This window comes from Chlamydia pneumoniae TW-183 (assembly GCF_000007205.1).
Taxonomy (GTDB): domain Bacteria; phylum Chlamydiota; class Chlamydiia; order Chlamydiales; family Chlamydiaceae; genus Chlamydia; species Chlamydia pneumoniae.
The window spans coordinates 479,308-495,106 of sequence record NC_005043.1; the positions used below are offsets into that span (position 1 = coordinate 479,308).

Consider the following 15,799-nt stretch of genomic DNA (forward strand, 5'->3'; position numbering starts at 1 on the left):
TAGGTTTTTATGTTTGAGAAGTTCACTAATAGAGCAAAACAAGTCATTAAACTGGCGAAAAAGGAGGCTCAGCGTTTAAATCATAACTACCTGGGTACTGAGCACATCCTGCTTGGTCTTCTCAAACTTGGTCAAGGGGTAGCTGTTAATGTATTACGCAACCTCGGTATAGATTTTGATACGGCACGGCAAGAGGTGGAACGCCTGATTGGTTATGGTCCAGAAATTCAAGTCTACGGAGACCCTGCCCTTACAGGAAGAGTAAAAAAATCTTTTGAATCAGCAAATGAAGAGGCCAGCCTTTTAGAGCACAATTATGTCGGGACGGAGCATTTACTCTTAGGGATCCTACATCAATCAGATAGTGTCGCTCTTCAGGTATTAGAAAACTTACATATCGATCCAAGAGAGGTTCGTAAGGAAATTCTTAAAGAATTAGAGACCTTCAATCTACAACTTCCTCCTTCGTCGTCGTCTTCTTCCTCATCCTCTCGAAGCAACCCTTCATCTTCAAAATCTCCTTTAGGTCATAGCTTAGGTTCTGACAAAAACGAAAAGCTTTCTGCTCTGAAAGCATATGGTTATGATTTAACGGAGATGGTCCGAGAGTCTAAGCTCGATCCTGTCATTGGTCGTTCTTCAGAAGTCGAACGGTTGATTTTGATTCTTTGCCGAAGAAGAAAAAACAATCCTGTACTTATTGGAGAAGCTGGAGTTGGTAAGACTGCAATTGTTGAGGGTCTGGCTCAAAAAATCATTCTGAATGAGGTTCCTGATGCCTTACGGAAAAAGCGACTGATTACTCTAGATCTAGCATTAATGATTGCTGGAACAAAATATCGAGGGCAATTTGAGGAACGGATCAAAGCTGTCATGGATGAAGTTCGCAAGCATGGAAACATCTTGCTCTTCATTGACGAGCTCCACACGATTGTAGGAGCAGGAGCAGCTGAAGGTGCTATCGATGCTTCAAACATTTTAAAACCTGCGTTAGCGCGAGGTGAAATTCAGTGTATTGGAGCAACTACGATAGATGAGTATCGCAAGCACATAGAAAAAGACGCAGCTTTAGAACGTCGTTTCCAAAAAATCGTGGTTCACCCTCCTAGTGTAGATGAGACTATTGAGATTTTACGTGGCCTCAAGAAAAAGTATGAAGAACATCACAATGTCTTCATTACTGAAGAAGCTTTAAAAGCAGCTGCGACTCTTTCTGATCAATATGTTCATGGACGTTTCCTCCCTGATAAAGCAATAGATCTTTTAGATGAAGCTGGGGCTCGTGTCCGTGTGAATACAATGGGTCAGCCTACAGATTTAATGAAGCTAGAGGCTGAAATCGAAAATACAAAATTGGCCAAAGAGCAGGCCATTGGAACTCAAGAATACGAAAAAGCTGCAGGTTTACGTGATGAAGAGAAAAAACTTCGCGAACGTCTGCAAAGTATGAAACAGGAATGGGAAAATCATAAAGAAGAGCACCAAGTTCCTGTAGATGAAGAAGCAGTCGCTCAGGTAGTTTCTCTACAAACAGGAATTCCCTCAGCAAGGCTCACAGAAGCTGAAAGTGAGAAGCTTCTGAAGTTAGAAGACACGTTAAGAAGAAAAGTCATTGGTCAAAATGATGCCGTTACCAGCATTTGCCGTGCCATCCGACGTTCTCGAACAGGGATCAAAGATCCTAACCGACCTACGGGCTCCTTCCTATTCCTTGGGCCTACCGGTGTAGGGAAAAGCCTGCTCGCCCAACAAATTGCTATAGAGATGTTCGGTGGTGAAGACGCTCTGATTCAGGTAGACATGTCAGAGTACATGGAGAAATTTGCTGCTACCAAGATGATGGGATCACCTCCAGGATATGTAGGTCATGAAGAAGGGGGCCACCTTACGGAACAGGTACGTCGCCGTCCTTACTGCGTTGTTCTCTTTGATGAGATAGAAAAGGCACACCCAGACATTATGGACCTGATGTTGCAAATTTTAGAGCAAGGACGTCTTACTGATTCTTTTGGTCGCAAAGTGGATTTCCGTCATGCCATTATTATCATGACCTCCAATTTGGGAGCTGATCTCATTCGTAAAAGCGGAGAAATTGGTTTTGGCTTGAAGTCCCATATGGACTATAAGGTCATCCAAGAGAAAATCGAACATGCTATGAAGAAACACTTAAAGCCTGAGTTCATTAACCGTTTGGATGAAAGTGTGATTTTCCGTCCCCTCGAGAAAGAATCTCTATCGGAGATCATCCATTTAGAGATCAACAAACTGGACTCGAGACTGAAAAACTACCAAATGGCTTTGAACATCCCAGACTCTGTGATTTCCTTCCTAGTAACGAAGGGGCATTCTCCAGAAATGGGAGCACGTCCTCTACGCCGTGTCATTGAGCAGTACCTTGAAGATCCTCTAGCGGAGCTCTTGCTTAAAGAGTCCTGCCGTCAAGAAGCTCGCAAGCTACGAGCAACCTTGGTTGAAAATCGCGTTGCCTTTGAAAGGGAAGAAGAGGAGCAGGAAGCTGCTCTCCCTAGCCCTCACTTGGAATCATAGGAACGTCGATAACTCCACTACCAAGGCAGGTATCTCCTTGATAAAACGCTATTGTTTGTCCTGGAGTTACCGCCTTGACGGGTTGTGAAAATCGCACCTTGACCTCGTCACCTGAGCTATAATCTATCGTGCAAGCTTCATCAGGAGAACGGTAGCGGACTTTAGCGCTACAGTGACATCCGGATTTAGGAGGGGTAAACCAATTGAGCTCTCTAGCTGTTAATTCCCGTAGGTAGAGCTGGGGATGGTCTTCCCCCCTCACAATATAAATGCTATTTTCCTCTATATTTTTTCCCACAACATAACAGGGTTTCTCGGATCCTCCAAGATCAAGTCCTCGCCGCTGCCCTATAGTATAATAGTGAGCTCCCTGATGTTGCCCTACAATTTCCTTGGTATCCCAATCGATAACGTTGCCTGTTTTATTGGGAAGAAACTTCTCTAGGAACTCTTTAAAAGGGCGCTTCCCTATAAAGCAAATGCCTGTACTATCTTTTTTTTCTGCTGTGGGAAGAGCTGCTTGAGCTGCAATCGCACGAACTTCAGTCTTATTCATTTCCCCAAGAGGAAAGAGCACATTGTGAAGAGCACTTTTAGGAGTTCCTGATAAAAAATAGCTCTGATCTTTTTGAGGATCGCAACCTCTAAGGAGTTGGGTTTCTTGGAGCTCGGTATTTAATCGGCAGTAGTGCCCTGTAGCGAGGTAATCTCCGCCAAGTTCCTGGACTTTCTTTTGTAGAAGGTCAAATTTGATTTCTCGGTTACAAAGAATGTCGGGGTTAGGAGTGTAGCCTAAAGAGTATTCCTTGAGGAAACGAGCGAACACTCTTTCTCTATATTCTTTAGCAAAAGATACGGTGTAATAAGGGATATCGAGCTGAAGACATACCCTCTCGACATCTTCATAATCTTTAGTAGACGAGCAAAGGCCGCCTTCGCTATCCTCTTCCCAATTCTTCATGAAGAGGCCAATAACCTTATAATTGGTAAATTTTTTGAATAAATAGGCAACGACAGAAGAATCCACGCCTCCTGACATTGCTACAATTACAGTTTGTTGCATAATTTCTCTTACTTGTCTCCTCATAGGAAGGGTAAGGTTTTAAAAATTTGAATAACTAAGAGGCATGACTCGCTTACTAATTGACTAAAAATACCATTTTTCTTAAATTATTTCCTCAAATAATAGAGTTCTCTTTGTGTCTAGTACTTTAAACGGGGTATTTCCCTCATCCCTTCCGGAAGAGTCTGCTGATTTATTCATTACGAATAAGGAGATCGTAGCTTTGGGGGAGAAGGGCAATGTTTTTCTCACCCACTCCATTCCTATGCATATTGCTGCGATTACGATCTTAGTGATTGTAGCTCCTGCTGGAATCGCTATTATCTGTTTGGGTTGCTATAGCCAAAGCATTCTGTTGATTGCCGTTGGCATTGTTCTTACTATTTTGACTCTTCTCTGCCTACAAGCCTTGGTAGGATTTATTAAATTCATCCGGCAGCTCCCTCAGCAGCTCCATACGACAGTACAATTTATCAGGGAGAAGATTCGACCTGAATCCTCTCTACAGCTTGTAACCAATGCACAGAGAAAAACCACTCAAGATACGCTAAAGTTATACGAAGAACTCTGCGACCTCTCACAAAAAGAGTTCAAACTGCAATCAACTCTTTATCAAAAACGTTTTGAGCTTTCTCACAAGAATGAAAAGACAAATCAAAACTAGTTAGCAACGATTCGAGGAAACAACATGGCAACTTCCGTAGCCCCATCACCAGTCCCCGAGAGCAGCCCTCTCTCTCATGCTACAGAAGTTCTCAATCTTCCTAATGCTTATATTACGCAGCCTCATCCGATTCCAGCGGCTCCTTGGGAGACCTTTCGCTCCAAACTTTCCACAAAGCATACGCTCTGTTTTGCCTTAACACTACTGTTAACCTTAGGGGGAACGATCTCAGCAGGTTACGCAGGATATACTGGAAACTGGATCATCTGTGGCATCGGCTTGGGAATTATCGTACTCACACTGATTCTTGCTCTTCTTCTAGCAATCCCTCTTAAAAATAAGCAGACAGGAACAAAACTGATTGATGAGATATCTCAAGACATTTCCTCTATAGGATCAGGATTTGTTCAGAGATACGGGTTGATGTTCTCTACAATTAAAAGCGTGCATCTTCCAGAGCTGACAACACAAAATCAAGAAAAAACAAGAATTTTAAATGAAATTGAAGCGAAAAAGGAATCGATCCAAAATCTTGAGCTTAAAATTACTGAGTGCCAAAACAAGTTAGCACAGAAACAGCCGAAACGGAAATCATCTCAGAAATCATTTATGCGTAGTATTAAGCACCTCTCCAAGAACCCTGTAATTTTGTTCGATTGCTGATTAGAAAAATTCTAGTCCTTTCATCCCCCTAAATCTAGGGAAATCTTCTTGAAAGTCCCTCCTGAGTAGGAAAATTATTAGATAGTAATTTAAAAATTACGTATATTCCATTTCAATCTCTAGTAACGTTGGAGAATCTTACAGAACATGTTCAAACTGCTCTTCCACATCGCTGCATTTGCGGGACACGTACTCTCGACTCCTATTTTTATTGTTCAAGATGCTTGTGGAATTGATGAAGAAGCATGTAAAAATCCTCCTCCACGTCCTTTCTCTGCTCAGGTACAATACCTAAAGGTGAACGATGCTAAATTTAAAAAGCTGCCTCATCAAACTATAGGCTATCGTCAATACGATGGAACATTTCTCTGCACACTTCCGATTACAGAGCATTCTGGGCTACTGTTTTCTACTGGCTATATAGGTGCGGATATTCAATGGAAAAGCTCACTTCCTATTTCGGAGACAGATCCTAATGGACTTGGGTGGGCGACTTTCCAAGATACTTCTTTTTATAACTATGTTCTCCTCTCTTTAGGAGCTTATACACTCTCCTTAAAAAATTGGCAGTGGTCTATCATTCTTTCTGGGCTTGTGGATCCTAAAAATATTGAGATGGGTTATGGACTCTATCAAGGAGTTCTTTCTGGAAAATACCAGGCCACTGAGAAGCTTTCTGCTATTTTTGGCGTCATTAATGAAACAGGCCTCCATCAAGAGAAGGCTTGGCCTTTAGTAGGTGTTAGTTACAAGGCTACCGACCAACTAACTCTCAATTGCATCTATCCTGTGAATTTTTCTATTGATTACCGCTCGACATCTGTCTGTAACTTAGGGCTTGCTTACCGCCTTACAAGATTCCGAAAAAAACTTCACAAAAATCACCTAATTTCTTCTCGCGGCATCTTTGAATATCAAGGACGTGAAATCGAAGCTAACGTGAAGCTCACCCCTTGGCCGGGAAGTTTTATTAAGGGATTTTACGGTTGGTCTATTGGGAATGATATCTCGATAGCTGATGATCACAACAATAATAAAACGTCCCATACTTTTAAAACCTCCGCATTTTTCGGTGGTTCCGCTGTAATGAACTTCTAATTTCCAGTTTCCAGAAAGATTTTTTTACAGGCCCATACAAAAACTTCAGGAGATTTTGTCTACTTGTGTCTCTCATTTTCCTGCCTTTTCAGGAATTTCGATTGTCTAAAAACCACTATCCTCTTAGAATTTTTACATAATTTTTCATAAAATATTCTCTTTCAAACGGATATGGGATTCAAAAATATCTGCAAACAAGGCTCTCAGCTATACCTGAATGGCATTTTTCCGGAACGAATACTAGCTCGAAAATTAAAAAACTGTGCGAAGAGCTATCCCAGAACTGCTCTTACCATAGAAGTACTGGTATCCTCGGTCTTAGGAGCTCTTAAGGTTATCCTGATCCCTTGCGCTTCTACATATGCTGCCTTGACCCTACCCCTACGGGCTCTCTTTAACGCTATAAAAACAAAAAGCTGCCAACATCTTGCTTCGTATGCTATGGCTTGGCTCCTCCACATTCTTACGATTGCTGTGATTATCGGTCTGGTCTTTAGTCTGGTCTTTATCCCCCCTCCAGTTGTCTTTATCTCCTTGGGGCTTCTCATGTCTGTAACTACTAGCGTTACCCTCTTCCAAGTGCATAAAAATCTTTTCCCCCCGTATGAGCCTCCACCCTCACGACCTCACACGCCCCCTCCATTTGCTGATGAGTATGTCCCTCTCATAAGCGAGTCTTATTTCGACTAAAAGTTCCAAATAAAAATAACTTAAAGTTTTAGTTAAAAATCTGTTAAGATTTTAACAAATAAACTTTATTTAATAAAAAAGTTAAGACTCAGAAGAAAAGAGAACTAACTAAATCCTATTAAATCTTATAATAGTATGAAATATATCCTATGAATGAAAATTCATGGGCCTAATGATAATTACAGTAAGTTGATAGTATGAGCCAACCCCCTATAAACCCTTTAGGTCAACCTCAAGTTCCTGCAGCAGCATCCCCATCAGGGCAGCCAAGCGTGGTAAAACGTTTAAAAACGTCATCCACAGGGTTATTCAAAAGATTTATTACTGTTCCTGATAAATATCCTAAAATGCGCTATGTCTATGACACAGGCATTATTGCCCTTGCGGCAATTGCGATCCTTTCGATTCTCCTGACTGCTTCAGGAAACAGCCTTGTGCTTTATGCTCTCGCTCCGGCACTTGCCCTGGGAGCTTTGGGAGTTACTCTACTTATTTCTGATATTCTGGACAGTCCGAAGGCCAAGAAAATCGGTGAGGCAATCACTGCTATCGTCGTTCCTATCATTGTATTAGCGATTGCTGCGGGTCTTATTGCAGGGGCTTTCGTTGCCTCTAGTGGGACGATGTTAGTCTTTGCCAACCCTATGTTTGTCATGGGATTGATTACGGTGGGGCTATACTTCATGTCCTTGAATAAGCTCACCTTAGATTATTTCCGTAGGGAACACCTCTTGAGGATGGAAAAGAAAACCCAAGAGACCGCGGAGCCTATTCTAGTGACTCCATCCGCCGACGATGCAAAAAAAATCGCAGTGGAAAAGAAAAAAGATCTTTCTGCATCTGCCCGCATGGAGGAACACGAAGCTTCACAACGCCAAGATGCCCGTCATCGTAGGATCGGTCGGGAGGCTCAAGGATCTTTCTTCTATTCGTCACGAAATCCTGAGCATAGACGCTCCTTCGGCAGCCTCTCACGTTTTAAAACAAAACCCTCAGATGCGGCTTCTACACGACCCGCATCTATAAGTCCTCCATTTAAGGACGATTTTCAGCCTTATCACTTCAAAGATTTAAGAAGCAGTTCATTCGGTAGTGGAGCGAGCAGTGCGTTTACACCCATAATGCCTGCAAGTTCCCGCTCTCCTAATTTCTCCACGGGGACGGTTCTACACCCTGAGCCGGTCTACCCTAAGGGAGGAAAAGAACCCTCAATTCCTCGAGTTTCTTCATCTTCCCGCCGTTCCCCTCGTGATCGCCAAGATAAACAGCAGCAACAGCAAAATCAAGATGAAGAACAGAAACAGCAATCTAAGAAGAAAAGCGGGAAATCGAATCAATCTCTTAAAACTCCGCCTCCAGACGGAAAAAGCACGGCTAACCTCAGCCCCTCCAATCCATTCTCTGACGGTTATGACGAAAGAGAAAAACGGAAACACAGAAAGAACAAATAAGGATCCGTGGTTTAGATAACCATCTTCCTTACCCTCTCCTTCTAAAATTCAAGAAGGTCTAAAAGCAAAACCGCTTGTACACCTTCTCCCCTACCCTTAAGCATTTCCCTTATGTTTTAAGGGACTCTTAAATATAGAAAAATACCTTAAATGCTTCTCTCCCAAGATTGAAACTTCTATAACTGAGAGTCTTCTCCAGAGCATTTACTTGATTTATTTAACTGTATTCTCTATTGGTGCACCATGCTCCTAAAGCCACATGCTATGGGAGTATTTTTGATAAAAAGCTTTTCCCCAAAGACACATGAAATATTCTTTACCTTGGCTACTTACCTCTTCGGCTTTAGTTTTCTCCCTACATCCACTAATGGCTGCTAACACGGATCTCTCATCATCCGATAACTATGAAAATGGTAGTAGTGGTAGCGCAGCATTCACTGCCAAGGAAACTTCGGATGCTTCAGGAACTACCTACACTCTCACTAGCGATGTTTCTATTACGAATGTATCTGCAATTACTCCTGCAGATAAAAGCTGTTTTACAAACACAGGAGGAGCATTGAGTTTTGTTGGAGCTGATCACTCATTGGTTCTGCAAACCATAGCGCTTACGCATGATGGTGCTGCAATTAACAATACCAACACAGCTCTTTCTTTCTCAGGATTCTCGTCACTCTTAATCGACTCAGCTCCAGCAACAGGAACTTCGGGCGGCAAGGGTGCTATTTGTGTGACAAATACAGAGGGAGGTACTGCGACTTTTACTGACAATGCCAGTGTCACCCTCCAAAAAAATACTTCAGAAAAAGATGGAGCTGCAGTTTCTGCCTACAGCATCGATCTTGCTAAGACTACGACAGCAGCTCTCTTAGATCAAAATACTAGCACAAAAAATGGCGGGGCCCTCTGTAGTACAGCAAACACTACAGTCCAAGGAAACTCAGGAACGGTGACCTTCTCCTCAAATACTGCTACAGATAAAGGTGGGGGGATCTACTCAAAAGAAAAGGATAGCACGCTAGATGCCAATACAGGAGTCGTTACCTTCAAATCTAATACTGCAAAGACGGGGGGTGCTTGGAGCTCTGATGACAATCTTGCTCTTACCGGCAACACTCAAGTACTTTTTCAGGAAAATAAAACAACCGGCTCAGCAGCACAGGCAAATAACCCGGAAGGTTGTGGTGGGGCAATCTGTTGTTATCTTGCTACAGCAACAGACAAAACTGGATTAGCCATTTCTCAGAATCAAGAAATGAGCTTCACTAGTAATACAACAACTGCGAATGGTGGAGCGATCTACGCTACTAAATGTACTCTGGATGGAAACACAACTCTTACCTTCGATCAGAATACTGCGACAGCAGGATGTGGCGGAGCTATCTATACAGAAACTGAAGATTTTTCTCTTAAGGGAAGTACGGGAACCGTGACCTTCAGCACAAATACAGCAAAGACAGGCGGCGCCTTATATTCTAAAGGAAACAGCTCGCTGACTGGAAATACCAACCTGCTCTTTTCAGGGAACAAAGCTACGGGCCCGAGTAATTCTTCAGCAAATCAAGAGGGTTGCGGTGGGGCAATCCTAGCCTTTATTGATTCAGGATCCGTAAGCGATAAAACAGGACTATCGATTGCAAACAACCAAGAAGTCAGCCTCACTAGTAATGCTGCAACAGTAAGTGGTGGTGCGATCTATGCTACCAAATGTACTCTAACTGGAAACGGCTCCCTGACCTTTGACGGCAATACTGCTGGAACTTCAGGAGGGGCGATCTATACAGAAACTGAAGATTTTACTCTTACAGGAAGTACAGGAACCGTGACCTTCAGCACAAATACAGCAAAGACAGGCGGCGCCTTATATTCTAAAGGCAACAACTCTCTGTCTGGTAATACCAACCTGCTCTTTTCAGGGAACAAAGCTACGGGCCCGAGTAATTCTTCAGCAAATCAAGAGGGTTGCGGTGGGGCAATCCTATCGTTTCTTGAGTCAGCATCTGTAAGTACTAAAAAAGGACTCTGGATTGAAGATAACGAAAACGTGAGTCTCTCTGGTAATACTGCAACAGTAAGTGGCGGTGCGATCTATGCGACCAAGTGTGCTCTGCATGGAAACACGACTCTTACCTTTGATGGCAATACTGCCGAAACTGCAGGAGGAGCGATCTATACAGAAACCGAAGATTTTACTCTTACGGGAAGTACGGGAACCGTGACCTTCAGCACAAATACAGCAAAGACAGCAGGGGCTCTACATACTAAAGGAAATACTTCCTTTACCAAAAATAAGGCTCTTGTATTTTCTGGAAATTCAGCAACAGCAACAGCAACAACAACTACAGATCAAGAAGGTTGTGGTGGAGCGATCCTCTGTAATATCTCAGAGTCTGACATAGCTACAAAAAGCTTAACTCTTACTGAAAATGAGAGTTTAAGTTTCATTAACAATACGGCAAAAAGAAGTGGTGGTGGTATTTATGCTCCTAAGTGTGTAATCTCAGGCAGTGAATCCATAAACTTTGATGGCAATACTGCTGAAACTTCGGGAGGAGCGATTTATTCGAAAAACCTTTCGATTACAGCTAACGGTCCTGTCTCCTTTACCAATAATTCTGGAGGCAAGGGAGGCGCCATTTATATAGCCGATAGCGGAGAACTTTCCTTAGAGGCTATTGATGGGGATATTACTTTCTCAGGGAACCGAGCGACTGAGGGAACTTCAACTCCCAACTCGATCCATTTAGGTGCGGGGGCTAAGATCACTAAGCTTGCAGCAGCTCCTGGTCATACGATTTATTTTTATGATCCTATTACGATGGAAGCTCCTGCATCTGGAGGAACAATAGAGGAGTTAGTCATCAATCCTGTTGTCAAAGCTATTGTTCCTCCTCCCCAACCAAAAAATGGTCCTATAGCTTCAGTGCCTGTAGTCCCTGTAGCACCTGCAAACCCAAACACGGGAACTATAGTATTTTCTTCTGGAAAACTCCCCAGTCAAGATGCCTCGATTCCTGCAAATACTACCACCATACTGAACCAGAAGATCAACTTAGCAGGAGGAAATGTCGTTTTAAAAGAAGGAGCCACCCTACAAGTATATTCCTTCACACAGCAGCCTGATTCTACAGTATTCATGGATGCAGGAACGACCTTAGAGACCACGACAACTAACAATACAGATGGCAGCATCGATCTAAAGAATCTCTCTGTAAATCTGGATGCTTTAGATGGCAAGCGTATGATAACGATTGCCGTAAACAGCACAAGTGGGGGATTAAAAATCTCAGGGGATCTGAAATTCCATAACAATGAAGGAAGTTTCTATGACAATCCTGGGTTGAAAGCAAACTTAAATCTTCCTTTCTTAGATCTTTCTTCTACTTCAGGAACTGTAAATTTAGACGACTTCAATCCGATTCCTTCTAGCATGGCTGCTCCGGATTATGGGTATCAAGGGAGTTGGACTCTGGTTCCTAAAGTAGGAGCTGGAGGGAAGGTGACTTTGGTCGCGGAATGGCAAGCGTTAGGATACACTCCTAAACCAGAGCTTCGTGCGACTTTAGTTCCTAATAGCCTTTGGAATGCTTATGTAAACATCCATTCTATACAGCAGGAGATCGCCACTGCGATGTCGGACGCTCCCTCACATCCAGGGATTTGGATTGGAGGTATTGGCAACGCCTTCCATCAAGACAAGCAAAAGGAAAATGCAGGATTCCGTTTGATTTCCAGAGGTTATATTGTTGGTGGCAGCATGACCACCCCTCAAGAATATACCTTTGCTGTTGCATTCAGCCAACTCTTTGGCAAATCTAAGGATTACGTAGTCTCGGATATTAAATCTCAAGTCTATGCAGGATCTCTCTGTGCTCAGAGCTCTTATGTCATTCCCCTGCATAGCTCATTACGTCGCCACGTCCTCTCTAAGGTCCTTCCAGAGCTCCCAGGAGAAACTCCCCTTGTTCTCCATGGTCAAGTTTCCTATGGAAGAAACCACCATAATATGACGACAAAGCTTGCGAACAACACACAAGGGAAATCAGACTGGGACAGCCATAGCTTCGCTGTTGAAGTCGGTGGTTCTCTTCCTGTAGATCTAAACTACAGATACCTTACCAGCTACTCTCCCTATGTGAAACTCCAAGTTGTGAGTGTAAATCAAAAAGGATTCCAAGAGGTTGCTGCTGATCCACGTATCTTTGACGCTAGCCATCTGGTCAACGTGTCTATCCCTATGGGACTCACCTTCAAACACGAATCAGCAAAGCCCCCCAGTGCTTTGCTTCTTACTTTAGGTTACGCTGTAGATGCTTACCGGGATCACCCTCACTGCCTGACCTCCTTAACAAATGGCACCTCGTGGTCTACGTTTGCTACAAACTTATCACGACAAGCTTTCTTTGCTGAGGCTTCTGGACATCTGAAGTTACTTCATGGTCTTGACTGCTTCGCTTCTGGAAGTTGTGAACTGCGCAGCTCCTCAAGAAGCTATAATGCAAACTGTGGAACTCGTTATTCTTTCTAAGATTCTCCGAGAATCTTAGAAAAACATACTTTTTATAAAGATGAATACGTTATTGAGATCGCACTGTAGGGTATCAGAGGGGGAGGGCATCCCCTCTTCATCAAAGAGATTCTTAGGATCCGTATGAAGAGAAGTAAAAGATCCGCCATCCTTGGGGTTCTGATTCTCCGCATCAATCAATTCCTTGCGTTTCCCTTGATTTCTTTTTTTCTTTACAGTATTTGCTAATTTAATTTCCTTGTTTCAAAAAAGTGCTTACAAATGAAGTCCTCTGTCTCTTGGTTGTTCTTTTCTTCAATCCCGCTCTTTTCATCGCTCTCTATAGTCGCGGCAGAGGTGACCTTAGATAGCAGCAATAATAGCTATGATGGATCTAACGGAACTACCTTCACGGTCTTTTCCACTACGGACGCTGCTGCAGGAACTACCTATTCCTTACTTTCCGACGTATCCTTTCAAAATGCAGGGGCTTTAGGAATTCCCTTAGCCTCAGGATGCTTCCTAGAAGCGGGCGGCGATCTTACTTTCCAAGGAAATCAACATGCACTGAAGTTTGCATTTATCAATGCGGGCTCTAGCGCTGGAACTGTAGCCAGTACCTCAGCAGCAGATAAGAATCTTCTCTTTAATGATTTTTCTAGACTCTCTATTATCTCTTGTCCCTCTCTTCTTCTCTCTCCTACTGGACAATGTGCTTTAAAATCTGTGGGGAATCTATCTCTAACTGGCAATTCCCAAATTATATTTACTCAGAACTTCTCGTCAGATAACGGCGGTGTTATCAATACGAAAAACTTCTTATTATCAGGGACATCTCAGTTTGCGAGCTTTTCGAGAAACCAAGCCTTCACAGGGAAGCAAGGCGGTGTAGTTTACGCTACAGGAACTATAACTATCGAGAACAGCCCTGGGATAGTTTCCTTCTCTCAAAACCTAGCGAAAGGATCTGGCGGTGCTCTGTACAGCACTGACAACTGTTCGATTACAGATAACTTTCAAGTGATCTTTGACGGCAATAGTGCTTGGGAAGCCGCTCAAGCTCAGGGCGGGGCTATTTGTTGCACTACGACAGATAAAACAGTGACTCTTACTGGGAACAAAAACCTCTCTTTCACAAATAATACAGCATTGACATATGGCGGAGCCATCTCTGGACTCAAGGTCAGTATTTCCGCTGGAGGTCCTACTCTATTTCAAAGTAATATCTCAGGAAGTAGCGCCGGTCAGGGAGGAGGAGGAGCGATCAATATAGCATCTGCTGGGGAACTCGCTCTCTCTGCTACTTCTGGAGATATTACCTTCAATAACAACCAAGTCACCAACGGAAGCACAAGTACAAGAAACGCAATAAATATCATTGATACCGCTAAAGTCACATCGATACGAGCTGCTACGGGGCAATCTATCTATTTCTATGATCCCATCACAAATCCAGGAACCGCAGCTTCTACCGACACATTGAACTTAAACTTAGCAGATGCGAACAGTGAGATCGAGTATGGGGGTGCGATTGTCTTTTCTGGAGAAAAGCTTTCCCCTACAGAAAAAGCAATCGCTGCAAACGTCACCTCTACTATCCGACAACCTGCAGTATTAGCGCGGGGAGATCTTGTACTTCGTGATGGAGTCACCGTAACTTTCAAGGATCTGACTCAAAGTCCAGGATCCCGCATCTTAATGGATGGGGGGACTACACTTAGTGCTAAAGAGGCAAATCTTTCGCTTAATGGCTTAGCAGTAAATCTCTCCTCTTTAGATGGAACCAACAAGGCAGCTTTAAAAACAGAAGCTGCAGATAAAAATATCAGCCTATCGGGAACGATTGCGCTTATTGACACGGAAGGGTCATTCTATGAGAATCATAACTTAAAAAGTGCTAGTACCTATCCTCTTCTTGAACTTACCACCGCAGGAGCCAACGGAACGATTACTCTGGGAGCTCTTTCTACCCTGACTCTTCAAGAACCTGAAACCCACTACGGGTATCAAGGAAACTGGCAGTTGTCTTGGGCAAATGCAACATCCTCAAAAATAGGAAGCATCAACTGGACCCGTACAGGATACATTCCTAGTCCTGAGAGAAAAAGTAATCTCCCTCTAAATAGCTTATGGGGAAACTTTATAGATATACGCTCGATCAATCAGCTTATAGAAACCAAGTCCAGTGGGGAGCCTTTTGAGCGTGAGCTATGGCTTTCAGGAATTGCGAATTTCTTCTATAGAGATTCTATGCCCACCCGCCATGGTTTCCGCCATATCAGCGGGGGTTATGCACTAGGGATCACAGCAACAACTCCTGCCGAGGATCAGCTTACTTTTGCCTTCTGCCAGCTCTTTGCTAGAGATCGCAATCATATTACAGGTAAGAACCACGGAGATACTTACGGTGCCTCTTTGTATTTCCACCATACAGAAGGGCTCTTCGACATCGCCAATTTCCTCTGGGGAAAAGCAACCCGAGCTCCCTGGGTGCTCTCTGAGATCTCCCAGATCATTCCTTTATCGTTCGATGCTAAATTCAGTTATCTCCATACAGACAACCACATGAAGACATATTATACCGATAACTCTATCATCAAGGGTTCTTGGAGAAACGATGCCTTCTGTGCAGATCTTGGAGCTAGCCTGCCTTTTGTTATTTCCGTTCCGTATCTTCTGAAAGAAGTCGAACCTTTTGTCAAAGTACAGTATATCTATGCGCATCAGCAAGACTTCTACGAGCGTCATGCTGAAGGACGCGCTTTCAATAAAAGCGAGCTTATCAACGTAGAGATTCCTATAGGCGTCACCTTCGAAAGAGACTCAAAATCAGAAAAGGGAACTTACGATCTTACTCTTATGTATATACTCGATGCTTACCGACGCAATCCTAAATGTCAAACTTCCCTAATAGCTAGCGATGCTAACTGGATGGCCTATGGTACCAACCTCGCACGACAAGGTTTTTCTGTTCGTGCTGCGAACCATTTCCAAGTGAACCCCCACATGGAAATCTTCGGTCAATTCGCTTTTGAAGTACGAAGTTCTTCACGAAATTATAATACAAACCTAGGCTCTAAGTTTTGTTTCTAGATTATCGAAAACGTGTTAATTAA

The 15,799-nt window shown here is 43.2% G+C and carries 10 protein-coding genes; 8 read left to right on the plus strand and 2 right to left on the minus strand.

Annotation, left to right across the window (positions count from 1 at the left end; genetic code table 11):
• The first annotated feature begins 9 nt into the window (after positions 1-9).
• Positions 10-2,547 carry an ATP-dependent Clp protease ATP-binding subunit gene (locus CPB_RS02230; protein ID WP_010892034.1) on the plus strand — a complete coding sequence of 846 codons (2,538 nt, stop codon included), beginning with the start codon at positions 10-12 and terminating at the stop codon, positions 2,545-2,547.
• Here CPB_RS02230 and mnmA read toward each other — a convergent pair.
• Positions 2,525-3,634 carry a tRNA 2-thiouridine(34) synthase MnmA gene (mnmA, locus tag CPB_RS02235; protein ID WP_072054069.1) on the minus strand — a complete coding sequence of 370 codons (1,110 nt, stop codon included), beginning with the start codon at positions 3,632-3,634 and terminating at the stop codon, positions 2,525-2,527. The two genes, CPB_RS02230 and mnmA, sit on opposite strands and share 23 nt — an antisense overlap.
• Positions 3,635-3,746: 112 nt before the next feature.
• Here mnmA and CPB_RS02240 point away from each other — a divergent pair, with 112 nt between their 5' ends.
• From CPB_RS02240 to CPB_RS02265, 6 genes are all read left to right on the plus strand, one after another.
• The gene (locus CPB_RS02240) at positions 3,747-4,274 is read left to right on the plus strand and encodes a cell division protein ZapA (protein WP_041466958.1); all 528 of its coding nucleotides are present in this window, start codon (positions 3,747-3,749) and stop codon (positions 4,272-4,274) included.
• A gap of 24 nt (positions 4,275-4,298) precedes the next feature.
• A complete protein-coding gene (locus CPB_RS02245) occupies positions 4,299-4,937 on the plus strand; it encodes a hypothetical protein (RefSeq protein ID WP_010883083.1) in 639 nt (212 codons plus the stop codon).
• 147 nt (positions 4,938-5,084) lie between these two features.
• Entirely contained in the window at positions 5,085-6,035 is a 951-nt protein-coding gene (locus tag CPB_RS02250) for a hypothetical protein (protein WP_010883084.1), read from the plus strand.
• A gap of 171 nt (positions 6,036-6,206) precedes the next feature.
• Positions 6,207-6,725, plus strand: coding sequence for a DUF5422 family protein (locus CPB_RS02255; protein ID WP_010883085.1), 519 nt, complete (start codon positions 6,207-6,209; stop codon positions 6,723-6,725).
• 197 nt (positions 6,726-6,922) lie between these two features.
• Positions 6,923-8,176: an IncV family inclusion membrane protein gene (locus tag CPB_RS02260; protein WP_011126140.1), complete on the plus strand. Its 1,254-nt coding sequence runs from the start codon at positions 6,923-6,925 to the stop codon at positions 8,174-8,176.
• A gap of 304 nt (positions 8,177-8,480) precedes the next feature.
• Positions 8,481-12,704 carry a polymorphic outer membrane protein middle domain-containing protein gene (locus CPB_RS02265; protein ID WP_010883087.1) on the plus strand — a complete coding sequence of 1,408 codons (4,224 nt, stop codon included), beginning with the start codon at positions 8,481-8,483 and terminating at the stop codon, positions 12,702-12,704.
• 15 nt (positions 12,705-12,719) lie between these two features.
• Here the strand turns inward: CPB_RS02265 and CPB_RS05665 are convergent, their stop codons facing one another.
• Positions 12,720-12,884 (minus strand): hypothetical protein, encoded by a 165-nt coding sequence (locus tag CPB_RS05665; RefSeq protein ID WP_011126141.1) that lies wholly within the window; start codon positions 12,882-12,884, stop codon positions 12,720-12,722.
• A gap of 81 nt (positions 12,885-12,965) precedes the next feature.
• On the opposite strand from CPB_RS05665, the gene CPB_RS02270 reads away from it, so the two are divergent.
• Entirely contained in the window at positions 12,966-15,776 is a 2,811-nt protein-coding gene (locus CPB_RS02270; protein ID WP_010883088.1) for a polymorphic outer membrane protein middle domain-containing protein, read from the plus strand.
• Positions 15,777-15,799 lie beyond the last annotated feature (23 nt).